Below are 17,048 nucleotides of genomic sequence, written 5' to 3' on the forward strand. Positions count from 1 at the left end.
ACAACTCCCCAGCCTCATCCACAGGGCGCCACCCTGTGGTTGTCCACATCTGTGGATAATCGTGTGGAATTCGGACCGAGAGAACTGGGGAGGACGCGACGTGACCGACGAGCCGAACGCGCTGGCCGACGTGTGGCCGGACGTCGTCGCGGAGCTGACCGCCGACGGCGAGGGCCTCAGCAAGGGCCAGAAGGCGTGGCTCGCCCTGGTCAAGCCGATCACACTGGCACAGGGATTCGCACTGTTGTCGGTTCCGTCCTCGTTTGCGCAGGAAGCCATCGAGCGGGATCTGCGCGAGCCGATCCTTCGTGCACTCCACCGCACCCTCGGGCATCGTGTGGAAGGACTAGGCGTCCGTATCGAGCCGTCCGCGACCGTCGACGATCCCGCCGAGGACCCGTACGCCGTGCCGCGGGACACGCTGCCTCTCGAGGGTCTGCCGCCGGACCCCCGTTCGCCCGAGCCGCACTCGTTCGACACGCGGCCCATCGTCGCCGGCCCGCCCGAGTCCCGCCCGCGCGAGTCCGAGCGCCACGACATGGCGCACCCGTTCCGGCGCCGCCGCCCGTCCTCCCTCGACCACGGCATGCTCGAGGTCGACACGGGGGAACTCGAGGAGGTCGACGACGACCGGGAGGCGATGACCGCGGTCCGCGAGTCGTGGCCGTCCTACTTCACGCAGCCGCCGCCCCCGGCCACCGCGTCCCCGACCGGCAGCAGCAGCCTCAATGCGAAGTACACGTTCGACACGTTCGTGATCGGAGCGTCCAACCGGTTCGCCCATGCGGCCGCGGTGGCGATCGCCGAGGCCCCCGCCCGCGCATACAACCCGCTGTTCATCTGGGGCGCCTCCGGATTGGGCAAGACGCACCTGCTGCACGCTGCCGGGCACTATGCACAACGACTGTTCCCGGGGATGCGGGTCAAGTACGTCTCCACCGAGGAGTTCACGAACGACTTCATCAACAGCCTGCGCGACGACCGCAAGGTGGCGTTCAAGCGCAGGTACCGCGAGACGGACATCCTCCTCGTCGACGACATCCAGTTCATCGAGGGCAAGGAAGGTATCCAGGAGGAGTTCTTCCACACCTTCAACACCCTGCACAACGCGAACAAGCAGATCGTGGTGTCGTCCGATCGTCCCCCGAAGCAGCTCGCGACGCTCGAGGAGCGCCTGCGGACCCGGTTCGAGTGGGGCCTGATCACCGACGTCCAGCCGCCCGAACTCGAGACCCGCATCGCGATCCTCAGCAAGAAGGCCCGCATGGATCGGCTGGACGTACCCCACGACGTCCTCGAGTTGATCGCCAGCAGGATCGAACGCAACATCCGGGAACTCGAGGGTGCGTTGATCCGGGTGACGGCCTTCGCGTCGCTCAACCGGCAGCCGCTGGACCTGACGCTGGCCGAGGTGGTGCTCCGGGACCTCATCCCGGACTCGACGGCTCTCGAGATCAACTCCGCCACCATCATGGCGGTGACAGCCGAGTACTTCGGTACCTCGATCGACGACCTGTGCGGGCCCGGCAAAGCGCGACCGCTGGCCCAGGCCCGGCAGATCGCGATGTATCTGTGCCGGGAGCTCACGGACCTGTCCCTGCCCAAGATCGGGCAGACCTTCGGCCGGGACCACACGACGGTCATGTACGCGGACAAGAAGATTCGCAAGGAGATGACCGAGCGGCGAAAGGTCTACGACCAGGTCCAGGAGCTGACCGCGCGCATCAAGCAACGCTCCAAGCGCTGAGTCCCGCCGAACTGGCGCACAGGGCCCGGACGATCGTGTCCGGGCCCTTCTTCGTATCCGGAACCCAGCCGGCGGCCGGCGGCGCGCGTGATTCTCGAGACGAATCGACGGTGACTCACACCTGTGGACAACGGTGTGTACAACGTGGGATCTTTGTGGACGGACGGTGTACCGATGTTGAACACTCTCGAGCTGTCCACATCCGTCCTCGAGAATTCCTCGAGTTCATCCTCGAGAGTCCGGGTCTCGAGAAGCCCGCCCCACCAGCGTAGACGGTCGTCCGTCCACAGATTCCACAACCCCTATTACTACTTCTGTGTTTTCTCTCTGAGACTTCTCTTTCAAAACAGGGTTGTGGAGGACTCGAGTGCACAGGGTCTCGAGAGCCATGTCCCCCTCGAGGCTCCGGCTTTCCAACTGATCGACGAGCGCATACCGTGGAGCGACGTCCCCGCTGCCGACGTCGGTGTCGGGGCCTTGTGCCAGACTTCGTTGAATCGATCGACAGCCAGGAACAGCGAAAGGATCCGCGGGGCGATGGAGCTTGGAAGCATGAAGTTTCGTGTCGCTCGCGAGGACTTCGCCGACTCCGTCGCGTGGGTTGCGCGCAGTCTTCCGTCGCGACCGCCGGTGCCGGTGCTCGGTGGCGTCCTCCTCGGCGCGGACGACCAGGGACTGACCGTCTCCGGATTCGACTACGAGGTCTCCGCGCAGGTCCACGTCTCCGCCGAGGTCATCACGTCCGGGCAGGTGCTCGTCTCGGGCCGCCTGCTCGCCGACATCACCCGCGCGCTGCCCAACAAGCCCGTCGACGTGGTGCTCGACGGAACGCGAGTGCTCATCAACTGCGGCAGCGCGAAGTTCTCCCTGCCGACGATGCCGGTCGAGGACTACCCGCAGCTGCCCGAGTTGCCGCAGCAGACCGGTTCGCTGCCCGTCGAGATGTTCGCCGAGGCGATCAGCCAGGTCGCCGTCGCGGCGGGCAAGGACGACACACTGCCGATGCTGACCGGCATCCGGGTCGAGATCGACGGCACCCACATGGTCCTCGCGGCCACCGACCGGTTCCGTCTCGCGGTCCGCAAGATCGAGTGGATGCCCACCGTCGAGTCGGCGAGCGCCGCGGTGCTCGTGCCGGCCAAGACACTCTCCGAGTCTGCGAAAACCGTTGGCGGATCCTCCAATTCGCCTGTCCAGCTCGCACTGGGCGCCGGCTCGTCGGTCGGCGCGGAGGGCCTGCTCGGTATCGTCGCGGACGGCCGTCGTACCACCACCCGTCTCCTCGACGCCGAGTTCCCCAAGTTCCGTCAGTTGCTGCCCACCGAGCACACCGCGATGGCGACCGTCGAGATCGCGCCGCTCGTGGACGCGATCAAGCGCGTCGCGCTCGTCGCCGAGCGTGGGGCGCAGGTGCGTCTCGAGTTCACCGAGGGCGGCCTGCTGTTGTCGGCCGGGGGTGACGACGCCGGCCGGGCGGAGGAGTCGCTCGCGGCGGAGTTCCAGGGCGAGCCGCTGATCATCGCGTTCAACCCCGGGTACCTGCTCGACGGCCTCGGTTCGCTGCACAGCGAGAAGGTGTCGTTCGGCTTCACTACGCCGAGCCGTCCCGCCGTACTGCGACCGGCGCTCGAGGAGGCGCCCGAGCCCGACGCCTCCGGCACGTTCGCCGCCCCGGACAGCGACTACACCTACCTGCTGATGCCGGTGCGCCTGCCGGGCTGACCCGGGGGAGGAAACGGTGGGCCCGTGTACGTTCGCACCTTTTCGCTACGCGATTTCCGTTCCTGGGAAGCCGTTTCGCTGAATCTCGCACCCGGACCGACGGTGTTCCTCGGCCGCAACGGACACGGCAAGACCAACCTGCTCGAGGCGCTGGGCTATCTGTCGACCCTGACCTCGCACCGGGTCTCCGGTGATGCGCCGCTGCTGCGGACCGGGACGTCGCGCGCCCTGGTGGGCGCCGTCGTCGTCAACGGTGGCCGGGAACTGGGCATCGACGTCGAGATCAACGAGGGCCGGCCCAACCGCGGCCGGATCAACCAGTCACCGACCCGGCGCCCACGGGAGATTCTCGGCATTCTGCGGACCGTGTTGTTCGCGCCGGAGGATCTGTCCCTGGTGCGGGGTGATCCGGGGGACCGGCGCCGGTTCCTCGACGAACTGCTCGCCACCCGCATCCCCCGGATGAGCGGCGTGCGTGCCGACTACGACAAGGTGTTGCGCCAGCGTTCCGCGCTGCTCAAGACGGCCGGAGGTGCGTTGCGCCGCGGCAGCCGGTCCGGCGACGGAGCGAACGCACTCGCGACGCTCGACGTGTGGGACGGTCATCTCGCGGCGCACGGTTCCGAGCTGCTCGCCGCACGCGTCGCCCTGCTGCACGAACTCGCCCCCCATGTTGCCGAGGCATACCGGTCGATCGCCCCCGAGTCGCGGCCGGCGCTGCTGCGTTACCGCAGCACGGTGGGCGAGGCGTTGCCGCCGGAGTTCGCCGACCCGGACCGCGCGCCGCTGTCCGATGACCGGGAGGTGATCGAGGCCGCGTTCCTGACCCGGCTGGCGCAGGCGCGGACGAAGGAGATCGAGCGGGGCGTGTGCCTGGTGGGTCCCCATCGCGACGAGCTCGACCTGATTCTGGGGGACCAGCCGGCCAAGGGTTTCGCCAGCCATGGGGAGTCCTGGTCGTTCGCGCTGGCGCTGCGCCTGGGCGCGTTCTCGCTCCTGCGGGCGGACGGCACCGACCCGGTCCTCATGCTCGACGACGTGTTCGCCGAGCTGGATCGCCGGCGCCGCACGGCGCTCGCCTCCGTCGCGGCCTCGGCCGAGCAGGTCCTCATTACCGCCGCGGTCCCGGAGGACGTGCCGGCCGAGCTGGCCGCGGTCCGGTTCGGGGTGCGGGCCGAGGACACCGACCGGGGACGGCTCTCGGCGCTGACCGCGCTCGACGGCGACGATCCCGCACAGCCGGATCTGGACGGAACCGTGGACGGAGCACTGCGATGAGCATCGAGAACCCGGACGAACAGCCGTCTCAGCCGCCGTTGCGCGGGATCGACCTGGCTCGTCGCGCACTGGAGGAGGCCCGGGCGGCAGCGCAGGCGAGCGGCAAGTCGGTGGGGCAGGGACGCGCCTCGCGCGGGGCGCTGCGACCACGGCGTCGCCGCCGCGGATGGTCCGGTCCGGGCCCCGATGATCGGGATCCGCAGCCGCTCGGCGCATTGACGAACGCGATAGCCAAGCAGCGGGGATGGGCAGGCCGCGTGTCGGAGGGCACCGTGCTCGGGAGTTGGGCACGCGTGGTCGGCGACGACATCGCCTCGCACGCGACGCCGACGACGCTGCGCGACAAGGTGCTGCACGTCTCGGCCGAGTCGACCGCGTGGGCGACCCAGCTGCGCATGATGCAGGCGCAGATCCTCGCGAAGATCGCTGCCGCGGTCGGGCACGGGGTGGTCGAGGAACTGCGGATCACGGGGCCGACGGCGCCGAGCTGGCGCAAGGGGGAGCGGCACGTCCGCGGCCGCGGCCCGCGGGACACGTACGGCTGAACCCACCCTGGATTTATCTGTAACCCGATGTTACGTTCAAACGCGTCGATTGTGCGCTGTTCCGCACTCCGCATCGGGAGGTTCGTCCATGTCCACATCGCTCACCGAACCGGACCGGGTGCTGCTCCAGGCCCGCGACGTCGAGTTCGACTGGAGCGCCCTGCCCCTGCACTGGGTGCCCGGTGATCCGTTCAGCACCCACGTGCTCAACGTCCTGCATCTGTTGCTGCCGGCGGGGGAGGAGTGGTTCGTCGAGACGTTCAAGGAGGCGCTGCCGCTCATCCGCGACGAACAACTGCGCGAGGACGTCGTGGGATTCATCGGTCAGGAATCGGTGCACGCCGACGCGCACCGGAGGGTACTCGAGCAACTCGAGGCGAAGGGTCTCGATCCCACCCCCTTCACGGACCAGATGCGGTGGCTGTTCGGCCGGCTGCTCGGCCGACGACCGCTCACAGGACTGCGGGCGGAGAACTACCTCGTCGAACGGCTCGCCATCATTGCCGCCGTCGAGCACGTCACCGCATTCCTGGGGGACTGGGTTCTCAACGCGAAGGGTCTCGACGCGGCGGGCACCGATCCGACCATGCTCGACCTGCTGCGCTGGCACGGTGCGGAGGAGGTCGAGCATCGCAGCGTCGCCTACGACGTGATGCGCTACTTCGACCCCGGGGAGGCGCGCCGGATCCGCACGCAGCTCATCGTCGCCCCGGTCCTGTTGTGGCTGTGGATCCGCGGTGCCCGCTTCCTGATGGCTCACGACCCCGTGCTGGCGGCTGCGCCCGGACATGCTCGCGCACCTCATCTTTCGGACTGGTCGGCGGCCAGTCGACGCGGTACGATGCCGGGGCCCGTGGACCTCGGCCGACGCATGTCGCGATACTTCCGCCGTTCGTACCACCCCAGCCAGGAGGGTTCGACCGCCCAGGCGGTCCGCTACCTGGCGTCCTCGCCCGCGGCCCGGGCGGCAGCCCGATGACCGGACTGCTGCCGCGGCACGGTCGCCCGTCGGACCTGCGGGGCCGGAACCGCCCCGATCGGGCGATGGGCGTGCTCGGATCCGTCGTGGACAGATACCTGAGCCTCGTCACGACGCTCGACTACGCCGGTGCCGCCGGCGCCGCGGACATCGATCGGCAGGTGGATCTGCTTGTGGCGGAGAAGATTCCCGTGACGGCCGACGGCGATGTGGTGCGGTTGACGCTGCGCGCCCCGGACGGTGCCGAGTTGCCGGCGTGGCACCCGGGCGCCCATCTCGACTTCCATCTGCCGTCCGGGCGGCGGCGACAGTACTCGCTGTGCGGGGATCACGAGGACCGCAGCCGTTACACCGTCGCGGTGCGCCGGATCCCCGGCGGTGGGGGAGGGTCGCTCGAGATGCATGCTCTCGAACCGGGTGACCTCGTGGCCGTGCGCGGTCCGCGCAACGGGTTCCCCTTCGTCGCCGAGGGGGCGGCCCTGTTCGTCGCCGGCGGGATCGGCATCACCCCCGTCCTGGCGATGACCCGTGCCGCACACCGAGCCGGGATGGACTGGCGGCTCGTCTACACCGGCCGTACCCGGTCCGCGATGCCGTTCCTCGACGAAATCGGAACATGGGATTCGTCAAGGGTTTTCGTGCGACCGGACGACGAGTTCGGCACGCCGACGGGGTCCGATCTGCTCGCCGGCGCACCCGCCGGCGGAGCCGTCTACTGTTGCGGGCCCACCCCGATGCTGGACGCCGTGCGGGCCGGCATCGACGCCACACCGGCGTCGGCCCTGCACTTCGAACGGTTCGGTGCCCCGCCCGTCGTCGCCGGCCGGGCGTTCGAGGTCCAACTGGCAAGCACCGGGGAGGTGCTCGCCGTCCCGGCCGACGAGTCGGCGCTCGAGATCATCCGCCGGCGTCTGCCCGGCATCGGCTACTCCTGCCGCCAGGGTTTCTGCGGAACCTGCCGGGTGCGAGTCCTGTCCGGCACCCCCGACCACCGCGAGAACCGGCTCACCCCCGAGGAACGTCGCGAGGAGATGCTCGTCTGCGTCTCCCGCGCCGACGGTGGCCGGCTCGTACTCGATCTCTGAGGAGAACGCATGACCACTCGCACCGTCACGAACGGACCCGTCCGGCTCCACGTCGTCGAGGAGGGCAACCCGGCGGGGCCGACACTGCTGCTGGTCCACGGCTGGCCCGACACCCACGCCCTGTGGGACCGCGTGGTACCCGAGTTGGCCCGCGACTTCCGGATCGTCCGGTTCGACAACCGCGGTGCCGGTGCCTCGACCGTGCCGCGCGACGTCGCGGACTACCGGCTCGAGCTGCTCGCCGGGGACCTGTTCGCGGTGATCGACGCGGTGAGCCCGGACGTGCCCGTCCACCTGCTCGGACACGACTGGGGGGCGGTGCTGTGCTGGGAGGCCGTATGCGAACCCGGGGCGGCCGAGCGGATCGCGTCCTACACCTCGGTGTCCGGGCCGAACCTCGACCATCTCGCCTCGTGGATGCGCCGTCGGCTGCGGGATCGGCGCCCGCTCGGTCCGCTCGAGCAGGCTGTGGCGTCGGCCTACACGGTGCTGTTCCAGACCCCCGGCCTGCCCGTGCCGGCGCTCCGGTGGTGGTTCTCGCGGCACTGGCCCGCATTCGTCGGATTCTTCGATCGCTCCGATCCGGCGCTGATCGGACCGGTCGCGCCCACGCTGGCCGACGACATGGTGCACGGACTGAAGCTGTACCGGGCGAACCTGCGCCGGCGTCTGCGTGCACCGCGCGAGCGGCACACCGACGTGCCCGTGCAACTGATCCAGGGGCTGCGGGACCGGGCGGTGCGGCCGGTCGGGTACGAGGACACCGAGAAGTGGGTGACCGATCTGCGCCGGGAACCACTCGACGCCGGACACTGGTCGCCCCGCTCGCACGCCGGGGAGCTCGCGGCCGCGGCCGCGCGCTTCGTGCGCGACGTCGAAGCGCGGCACACTGCCCGAACCCCTGCGCTCTAGACCCCCGCGCTCTAGCGATTCACCTTCCCGCCCTCGCGACGCCGCGCCTGCGGGCCGGTGAGCGGCGTCGACGGCCCGTTCTGTGTCGGACGGGGCAAGTACGGTCCCGGGCAGTAGGATGAATCCGAATGCGCGCGTGTGCGCGAGGCCCAGGCGGAAGAAGGAGAGCTACCAACCCGTGGCTGCCCAGAAGTCGAACAAGAGCAACAGTGACTACGGTGCTTCCTCCATCACCGTCCTCGAGGGGCTCGAGGCGGTGCGCAAGCGCCCCGGCATGTACATCGGTTCCACCGGTGAGCGCGGTCTGCACCACCTGATCTGGGAGGTCGTCGACAACTCGGTCGACGAGGCGATGGCCGGCCACGCCACCAAGGTCGAGGTGACCCTCCTCGAGGACGGCGGCGTGCAGGTCGTCGACGACGGCCGCGGCATCCCCGTCGGGATGCACGCCTCCGGTGTCCCGACCGTCGAGGTCGTGCTGACCCAGCTGCACGCGGGCGGCAAGTTCGATTCCGATGCCTACGCGGTCTCGGGTGGTCTGCACGGCGTCGGCATCTCGGTGGTCAATGCGCTGTCCACCCAGCTCCAGGTAGAGATCGACCGCGACGGCTACCACTGGGAGCAGACCTACCAGTCCTCCAAGCCCGCGAAGCTGGTCAAGGGCGAGCCCACGAGGGCCACCGGCACCACCGTCCGGTTCTGGGCGGACCCGGACATCTTCGAAACCACGACCTACAACTTCGAGACGGTCGCGCGGCGACTGCAGGAGATGGCCTTCCTCAACAAGGGCCTGACGATCACGCTGACCGACGAGCGGGTCGCACCGGAGGAGGTCACGGACGAGGTCGTCAGTGAGCTCGCCGAGGCGCCGAAGAAGGCCGAGGAGCAGGAACAGGCCGAGATCGAGCAGCAGCACAAGGTCAAGGTCCGCGTCTATCACTACCCGGGCGGCCTCGAGGACTACGTGCGGCACATCAACCGCACCAAGCAGCCGATCCACAACTCGGTCGTCGGCTTCACCGCGAAGGGCACCGGCCACGAACTCGAGGTCGCGATGCAGTGGAACTCGGGCTACTCCGAGTCCGTCCACACCTTCGCCAACACGATCAACACCCACGAGGGCGGTACCCACGAGGAGGGCTTCCGCGCGGCGCTGACCTCGGTGGTCAACAAGTACGCGAAGGACAAGAAGCTCCTCAAGGACAAGGATCCGAACCTCACCGGCGACGACATCCGTGAGGGACTGGCCGCGATCATCTCGGTCAAGGTCGGCGAACCGCAGTTCGAAGGCCAGACCAAGACCAAGCTCGGCAACACCGAAGTCAAGTCGTTCGTGCAGAAGGCCTGCAACGAGCACCTGTCGCACTGGCTCGAAGCCAACCCGGCCGACGCGAAGACCATTGTGACGAAGGCGGTCTCGTCCGCGCAGGCTCGCGTCGCCGCTCGTAAGGCGCGGGAACTGGTCCGCCGTAAGTCCGCCACCGACCTCGGGGGCCTGCCCGGCAAGCTGGCGGACTGCCGCTCCAACGATCCGAGCAAGTCCGAGATCTACATCGTCGAGGGTGACTCGGCCGGCGGCTCCGCCAAGTCGGGCCGGGACTCGATGTATCAGGCGATCCTGCCGCTGCGCGGCAAGATCATCAATGTCGAGAAGGCGCGCATCGACAGGGTCCTCAAGAACAACGAGGTCCAGGCGATCATCACCGCCTTCGGCACCGGTATCCACGACGAGTTCGACATCTCGAAGCTGCGCTATCACAAGATCGTGTTGATGGCCGATGCCGACGTGGACGGCCAGCACATCGCGACTCTGCTGCTGACGCTGCTGTTCCGCTTCATGCGCCCGCTGGTCGAGCACGGCCACGTCTACCTGGCGCAGCCCCCGCTGTACAAGCTCAAGTGGCAGCGTTCCGAGCCGGAGTTCGCGTACTCCGACCGCGAGCGCGACGGTCTGCTCGAGCGTGGGCTCGCGTCCGGCAAGAAGATCAACAAGGACGACGGCATCCAGCGGTACAAGGGCCTCGGCGAGATGAATGCCAAGGAACTGTGGGAGACCACCATGGATCCCAGCGTGCGCGTGCTGCGTCAGGTCACGCTCGACGACGCGGCCGCCGCCGACGAACTGTTCAGCGTGCTGATGGGTGAGGACGTGGAGGCGCGTCGCAGCTTCATCACCCGTAACGCGAAGGACGTCCGCTTCCTGGACGTCTGACTCGGTCTCGCGGACGCCGGAAGGGCGGTGCGAGTGGCGGTGTGACGAGGTTCACACTGTCGCTTTCGCCGCCCTTCGGCGCGTCGGCGGCGCGGGGTGGTCCCGCGAATGTTACTGGTCGGTATCGTTTTCGGCTCGGTGACCGGTTCGATACACGACTGCCGCCGGTCGGGGGAGTGATCGTGCTCCTTTCGTGATCTACGCTCGGGCGGATATGGTGCGTGCACTCAGGAACGTCTCTTCCGACCACTCCACCCGCAGACGCACCTCCTCGACGCCGAGCGGTGTGGCGCGGGTGTGGGTCGGCGGCGGAAACCGGGTGGAAAGTGAGCTGGAAAGATGAGTGACGAATCGCCACCTCGGCAGCGGTGGTGGAACATCGAAGGGTGGGGCCTTCGCTGGAAGGTGACCGCCGTTCTCGCAGTTCCCGTGACCGTGGCCATGGTGCTGGGCGGCCTGCGCGTGCAGCAGGAGCTCTCCAACGCCGTCCACTTCTCGTCCGCTGCCGACCAGGTGGCCGTCGTGCCCGACCTCGTCGACTTCGGTACCGCCTTCGGTACCGCCTCCGCGACGCTGGCGGCCGGGACCGGCGTCACGAACGAGATCGAGAACCTCGACACGGCACTGGAACGCGTCCGGGCGGTGTCGCAGAATCCGGAGCTGGATCCGGTCATCGCCGCCGACCTCACCCGCACGGTGGCTGCCGCCGAGTCGTTGCGAGACCGCATCGCGGCCGGCGACATCCCGCTGCCCGAGCTCAACGAGCAGACCAACACCATCCGCAAGGACCTGATCCGCATCGTCGAAGCCATCGTCGAGCCGATCGAGGATCCGTCCGTGCTCGCCGAGGGCACCCGACTCGTCGATGCGTGGGCTTCCCAGCGCTATCTGTTCGACCAGGTGATGGGCATCGTGGCGATCCTGCGGGACCCGGACCAGCCCGGTACCGCACTGGTGTCCGCGTCCGGCTCCGAGCTCGCCATGCTCGAGACGCTCGCCCGGTCGTACCCGGCCTCCGATGCGCAGATCCAGGAGCTGCGCAGCGGCGTCGCCGAGCGCACCGCGATGATCGACGCCGCCGGCGACGGCCCGCTGCCCATCCTGAACCTGCGCTCGTCGCTGCTGGAGAGTGTCGAGGTCTACGGCACCCTCATCGACGAAGCGTCCGACGCGATCAGCAGCACCGTTCTCGCCCGCGCCTCCGACACCCGCTCCGCCGCCCTGCGTGACACCGCGATCGTGCTCGGCGCCCTGCTCGCCGCGCTGGTCCTGGCGCTTCTGGTGTCGCGGTCGCTCGTCGGCCCGATCCGGCGCCTGCGCTACGGCGCTCTCAAGGTCGCCCGGCAGGAACTCCCCGACGCGATCGACCGCATCAAGGTGGGCGACAACGTAGAGGACATCGAGTTCACCCGGGTCCCGGTGCACACCACCGAGGAGATCGGCCAGCTCGCCCGCGCCGTCGACGACATGCACGGGCAGGCCCTGCGCCTCGCCGGCGAGCAGGCCCACCTCCGCCTGCAGATCAACGACATGTTCGAAACCCTCGCCCGGCGCAGCAAGTCGCTCGTCGAGCAGCAGCTCGGCCTCATCGAACGGCTCGAGTACGAGGAAAAGGATCCGGCCCGGCTCGAGAGCCTGTTCCGGCTCGACCACCTGGCCGCGCGCATGCGCCGTAACGGTGACAACCTGCTGATTCTCTCCGGAACCCGGATGCGGCGCGGCCATTCGGCACCCGTGCAGCTCGGTGACGTCCTCCGTGCCGCGATGTCCGAGGTCGAGGACTACCAGCGGGTCCAGATCGGCTCGACGCCGGAAGGCGCCCTCAGCGGTACGGTCGCCACGGACATCGTGCATCTGCTCGCCGAGCTCGTCGACAATTCGCTGCGGGCGTCGCCGCCGGACAGCACCGTGACGTTCAGCTTCGCGCGCGCCGTCGACGGTGGCCTGCTCGTCGAGATCGCCGACCGCGGTATCGGTATCCCGGCCGAGGAACTCGACGCGATCAACGAGCGTCTCGCCCTCGGTGGCGAGGTCGGTCCCGACACCGCCCGTCACATGGGTCTGTTCGTGGTCTCGCGCCTCGCGGCCCGGCACGGCCTCACCGTGCGGCTGCGGCCGACGTTCGACACCGCGCGCAACCCGGGCATCACCGCCAGCGTCCACATCCCCGACGTGCTCCTCGTCTCGCCGCTCGCCCTGTCGCAGACCGGGCCGCAGCCGCGTACAGGCGAGGACGGACGTCCGGCCGAGACGCTCGCGCCGCGGCCGCCCCGCGATGTCACGGCCCCGGCCGCGTCGGACCATGCTTCTGCACCGGCACTGCCGCAGCGGCAGCCGGCGTCTGCACTGCCGCAGCGGCAGCCGGCACCCGTGGCTTCGGAGTCGGCTGCGGGTCTGCCGCAGCGCCAGCCGGGTGCCACGCCGGGTCTGCCGCAGCGCCGGCCCGGCTCCACTCCAGGTCTGCCGCAGCGTCAGCCGGGTGCCGCCGCGGAGCGCCAGCCCACGCCGCTGTCCGACCTGCCCCGGCGCCAACCCGGCCCGACGCCGGTCCTGCCGCCGCGTCGCACGGAGACGGTCTCGTCCGCTTCTGCTCCCGCCCCGACGGCGCCACGGCCCCCGGGCAACGGGCTGCCGCAGCGACGGCCGGGCGCCACGCCGGGCATCGCGCCCCAGCCGACGACGGCCGCACCGAACAACGGTGCTTCGGGCAACGGTGCTTCGGGCAACGGTGCTTCGGGCAACGGTGCTTCGGGCAACGGTCTGCCGCAGCGCCGGCCGGGGAGCACCCCCGGTCTGCCGACACCGCCGGCCGCATCGGAATCCGCGCTTCCGCAACGGAATTCCGAGCCGGCCGCCGTTCGGGACGAGGCGGCTGCGGCCGACGGGCAGGCGGGCCGCGCCGCCCGGCACCGGTACCGGACGAACCCGGCCAAGACGGCGTCGTTCTTCCAGCCGCGTACCGAAGCCAACGCCTTGCGCCCGCATCCGGGTGCCGGCACGCCGATCTTCGCCGACATGATGTCGAGCTGGCTCGTCGATCCGACGACTCAGCCCGAGGACCGCCGTCCGGAGTGGAACTCACGGGCGGATGCCGGGTGGAGGGCCGCGCAGGAGGCCGCACAGGCTCCGGTGGAGCAACTCACCACCGCGGGTCTTCCGCGGCGTGCACCCGGTCATAGGCTGGTGCCCGGTGCGGTCGCCTCGCCGGCGACCGGATCCGTGCCGGCTGTCCGGCGGCGCGACCCGGAGACCATCCGGGCCAACCTGAGCCGTCACCAGCAAGGGGTTCGCAACGGGCGGGCCTCCGCGCACGCGTCCACCCAGACCGACGAACAGGGAGTTCGATGAACATTGACCATGGATCCGACGTGACTCGTCCTCTGGACTGGTTGGTGTCGAACTTCGCGCGCGAGGTTCCCGGCGTCTCCCACGCCGTGCTCGTGTCCGCGGACGGCCTCCTCATGGCGGCCAGCGCACACCTGCCCGTCGACCGTGCCGAGCAGCTCGCTGCCGTCACGTCCGGACTCGCCAGCCTGTCCAACGGCGTGTCCCAGCTCTTCGAGGGCGGCGGAGTGCTCCAGTCCGTCGTCGAGATGCAGCACGGCTACCTGCTGCTGATGAGTGTGGGCGACGGATCGCACCTGGCGGCCCTGACCGCCTCGGAGTGCGACATCGGGCAGGTCGGTTACGAGATGGCACTCCTGGTCGATCGTGTGGGGGCATCGGTCGAGGCCACTCCGCGCATCGGTCTGGGGTCCTGACGTCGAGGTGGCCATGGAAGAACGCAAGGCGGAGTCGCCGCCGGCCCAGCCCAGTCTGGTCCGGCCGTACTCACTGACCTCGGGGCGGACCAGCCCCGCGGTCGAGCTGGCGTTGGAGGCACTGATCCAGGTCCTCCCGGGCACGGACGACCGTGCCCGGGACCTGGACAACATCAACGCCACGATCGTGGCGTTGTGCAGGGAGTCCCCGTCGGTCGCCGAGATCGCGGCGCGGGTGGGTGTGCCGATCGGGGTGGCGCGCGTACTCGTGGCGGATCTCGTCGAAGCCGGGCACGTACGGATCCTGGCCACCCTGAAAGACGATTCGAGCGACGCGGAGCGTCGTGAGCTGATTGAAAGGGTCCTCAGTGGACTTCGCGAACTCTAACTCCCCGAAGCGGGTGACCTCGACGAAGATCGTGATCGCCGGGGGCTTCGGCGTCGGCAAGACCACGTTGGTGGGGGCGGTCTCGGAGATCGTGCCGCTGCGCACGGAAGCGTTGGTCACCAACGCCAGCGACGGCGTCGACAACCTGAGCGCGACACCGCAGAAGGCCACCACGACCGTCGCGATGGACTTCGGCCGGATCAGCCTCGCCGAGGATCTCGTGCTGTACCTGTTCGGCACGCCGGGTCAGCACCGGTTCTGGTTCATGTGGGACGACCTGATCCGAGGTGCGATCGGGGCCATCGTGCTCATCGACACCCGGCGGCTGGACGAGAGTTTCGCGGCGGTCGACTTCTTCGAGGCCCGGAACCTGCCGTTCATCGTCGCGATCAACGAGTTCGACGACGCCCCGCGCTACCCGACCGAGGACATTCGCCAGGCCCTCGCGGTCTCGGCGGACGTGCCGATCGTCTCGATCGACGCGCGCGATCGCGAGTCCGCCAAGTCGGCCCTCGTGACGGTGACCGAGTACGCGCTGCGCAAGCTGCACCAGCCGGTAGCGCCCTGATGGACACACACGTGCACCTGTTCGGCATGGGCACGTGGGTGCTCGTCCTGGCGTACGTGACGGCGACGATCGGGTTGCTCGTGGGGCTGGCCAGTGCCCGCAAATCGTTGACTGCCGGATCCGAACGGTCACGGTTGTACTGGCTGATGCGGGCCGCGCTCTCGACCGGTGGCGTCGGGGTGTGGCTGGCGCACTTCCTGCCGATGGCCGGGTTCACGGTGGACGGCAGCATCATTCGATACGACCTGCCCGGGATCGTCTTCTCGATGGCGGTGGCGCTGGTGTCCGCCTTCGTCGCCATGGTGGTCGTGCAGCCGAAGCGGATGTCGCGCCGTGCCCGGCCCTCGCGTGATGCCGGGGCGGTACGGCTGCTGGGCGGCTCGCTGGTCCTCGGTGCCGGGATCGCCGGCGTGCACTACTCGATCATGTGGGCGATGGAACTGCAGGGCACCGTCGCATACGACACGACCTACGTGGCGGCCTCCGTGGTGGCGGCCTGGCTCACCGCGGTGGTGATCCTGTGGCTGGTGACGGTCGCCGACCGCCGGTGGATGCGGATCGTCGGCAGCATCGTCGCCGGGGCGGCGGTGATCGGCGTGCACTTCCTCGCGATGGCGGCGGTGCGGGTGACGGTGGATCCGTCGACGGCGGCGCCTTCGGGCGTCGAGGTGTTCGCGGTCCTCTTCCCCGTGTTCGTGCTCGGCATGCTGATCCTGACGGTTCCGATCATGGCGTTGCTCATGGCTCCCGATCGGGTGGCGGCCGCCCTCGAGGCCGAGGCCGAGGCGTGGGCGCAGGAACACCGTCCGATCGACCCGCGGAGCCCGGTCGCCTGATCCGACGGCTGCGGGACCGGGACCCTCCCGAATTACATCGATGCGATACGCTCCGATGGCTGTCGAGGGGGGCGGAGTCGCAGCCCGTATCGATTCGGTGAGGCGCGCCACCACGAGCACGGACCGCTTCGCGCGCCGTGCTCGGAAGGTCACGATGTCCCACGAAATGCACCACTTCTCCATGGGGATGTGGGTGTTCTTCCTCGCCTGTGCCACCTCCGTCGTCGGATCGTTCGTCGGTCTCTCCTGTGCCCGTCAGTCGCTGACCGCGCCCACTGCCCGCGGCCATCGCCGCTGGATGGCCATGGCCGCCCTGTCGGTGGGCGGTGTGGCCGTCTGGCTCATGCACTTCATCGGGATGATGGGCTTCGACATCCCCGGTACCGCAATTCGGTACGCGCTGGGACCGACCGCCTTCTCCGTCGCGCTGTCGGTGGCCGCTACCTGGTTCGGGCTCTGGCTCGTCAGCTCACGTGCCTCGTGGGTGAATCGCGTGCCGTCCCTCGCCCGCCTGCTCGTCGGCGGCCTCGGGATGGGTCTCGCGGTCAGCCTCATGCACTACAGCGGCATGTGGGCCATCCGGATCCAGGGCTCGCTCGAGCACGACCCGAGCTTCGTCGTCGCCTCGGTGGCCATCGGTGTCGTCGCGGCCACGGCCGCCCTGTGGCTCGCGCAGACCGCGGACCGATGGGTGCTCCGCGTTCCTGCCGCCCTGCTCATGGGCTGCGCGGTCGTCGCACTGCACTACACCGGCATGGCCGGCGTACGCGTCGAGGTCGATCCGACCGTCCCGCTGCCGTCGGGCTGGACCGTCACCGCTCTGCTGTTCCCCTCGTTCGTGCTCGGCATCGCCGTTCTCGCCGTGCCGATCGCGGCGCTGCTGCTCGCCCCCAGCCGGGGCGACATGGCACTGGAGGAGGAGTTCGCCCGCTGGGCCACCGACGACGATGCCTCCGTTCCGGGGCGGTCGTGACGGAAATTTCGGGCGCCGGGACGGACCGGCCGAGCGGAATCG

14 protein-coding genes are annotated in these 17,048 nt (G+C 69.3%); all 14 read left to right on the forward strand.

Going from position 1 to position 17,048, the window contains the following annotated elements; all coding sequences use genetic code 11:
* Nucleotides 1-100 precede the first annotated feature (100 nt).
* The 14 genes from dnaA to AC2IPW_RS00070 all read left to right on the forward strand — a co-directional run bounded on the left by dnaA (nucleotide 101) and on the right by AC2IPW_RS00070 (nucleotide 17,006).
* Entirely contained in the window at nucleotides 101-1,747 is a 1,647-nt protein-coding gene (dnaA, locus tag AC2IPW_RS00005) for a chromosomal replication initiator protein DnaA (protein WP_003936646.1), read from the forward strand.
* A gap of 537 nt (nucleotides 1,748-2,284) precedes the next feature.
* A complete protein-coding gene (gene dnaN, locus AC2IPW_RS00010; protein WP_003936645.1) occupies nucleotides 2,285-3,469 on the forward strand; it encodes a DNA polymerase III subunit beta in 1,185 nt (394 codons plus the stop codon).
* A gap of 24 nt (nucleotides 3,470-3,493) precedes the next feature.
* Nucleotides 3,494-4,747 carry a DNA replication/repair protein RecF gene (gene recF, locus AC2IPW_RS00015; RefSeq protein WP_486375966.1) on the forward strand — a complete coding sequence of 418 codons (1,254 nt, stop codon included), beginning with the start codon at nucleotides 3,494-3,496 and terminating at the stop codon, nucleotides 4,745-4,747.
* Nucleotides 4,744-5,292 (forward strand): DUF721 family protein, encoded by a 549-nt coding sequence (locus tag AC2IPW_RS00020; RefSeq protein WP_003936643.1) that lies wholly within the window; start codon nucleotides 4,744-4,746, stop codon nucleotides 5,290-5,292. The genes recF and AC2IPW_RS00020 overlap by 4 nt, the downstream gene beginning before the upstream one ends.
* Nucleotides 5,293-5,380: 88 nt before the next feature.
* On the forward strand, nucleotides 5,381-6,271 hold the full coding sequence (locus tag AC2IPW_RS00025; protein WP_054370845.1) for a metal-dependent hydrolase: 891 nt from the start codon (nucleotides 5,381-5,383) through the stop codon (nucleotides 6,269-6,271).
* Complete coding sequence (locus AC2IPW_RS00030; protein ID WP_486375967.1) at nucleotides 6,268-7,356, forward strand: PDR/VanB family oxidoreductase; 1,089 nt, start codon at nucleotides 6,268-6,270, stop codon at nucleotides 7,354-7,356. Before AC2IPW_RS00025 ends, AC2IPW_RS00030 begins: the two co-directional genes overlap by 4 nt.
* Nucleotides 7,357-7,365: 9 nt before the next feature.
* Entirely contained in the window at nucleotides 7,366-8,268 is a 903-nt protein-coding gene (locus AC2IPW_RS00035; RefSeq protein WP_486375968.1) for an alpha/beta fold hydrolase, read from the forward strand.
* Between the two features lie 178 nt (nucleotides 8,269-8,446).
* Complete coding sequence (gyrB, locus tag AC2IPW_RS00040) at nucleotides 8,447-10,480, forward strand: DNA topoisomerase (ATP-hydrolyzing) subunit B (protein ID WP_486375969.1); 2,034 nt, start codon at nucleotides 8,447-8,449, stop codon at nucleotides 10,478-10,480.
* 339 nt (nucleotides 10,481-10,819) lie between these two features.
* The gene (locus AC2IPW_RS00045) at nucleotides 10,820-13,828 is read left to right on the forward strand and encodes an ATP-binding protein (protein ID WP_486375970.1); all 3,009 of its coding nucleotides are present in this window, start codon (nucleotides 10,820-10,822) and stop codon (nucleotides 13,826-13,828) included.
* Nucleotides 13,825-14,241, forward strand: coding sequence for a roadblock/LC7 domain-containing protein (locus tag AC2IPW_RS00050; protein WP_003936637.1), 417 nt, complete (start codon nucleotides 13,825-13,827; stop codon nucleotides 14,239-14,241). Before AC2IPW_RS00045 ends, AC2IPW_RS00050 begins: the two co-directional genes overlap by 4 nt.
* A gap of 13 nt (nucleotides 14,242-14,254) precedes the next feature.
* Nucleotides 14,255-14,629, forward strand: coding sequence for a DUF742 domain-containing protein (locus tag AC2IPW_RS00055; RefSeq protein WP_003936636.1), 375 nt, complete (start codon nucleotides 14,255-14,257; stop codon nucleotides 14,627-14,629).
* 13 nt (nucleotides 14,630-14,642) lie between these two features.
* Nucleotides 14,643-15,197 carry a GTP-binding protein gene (locus tag AC2IPW_RS00060; RefSeq protein ID WP_003936635.1) on the forward strand — a complete coding sequence of 185 codons (555 nt, stop codon included), beginning with the start codon at nucleotides 14,643-14,645 and terminating at the stop codon, nucleotides 15,195-15,197.
* The gene (locus AC2IPW_RS00065) at nucleotides 15,197-16,033 is read left to right on the forward strand and encodes an MHYT domain-containing protein (RefSeq protein WP_486375971.1); all 837 of its coding nucleotides are present in this window, start codon (nucleotides 15,197-15,199) and stop codon (nucleotides 16,031-16,033) included. The genes AC2IPW_RS00060 and AC2IPW_RS00065 overlap by 1 nt, the downstream gene beginning before the upstream one ends.
* Before the next feature lie 40 nt (nucleotides 16,034-16,073).
* A complete protein-coding gene (locus AC2IPW_RS00070; protein ID WP_040782325.1) occupies nucleotides 16,074-17,006 on the forward strand; it encodes an MHYT domain-containing protein in 933 nt (310 codons plus the stop codon).
* Nucleotides 17,007-17,048: the final 42 nt, after the last annotated feature.

It is taken from the genome of Rhodococcus sp. NS-SX18 (assembly GCF_057367935.1).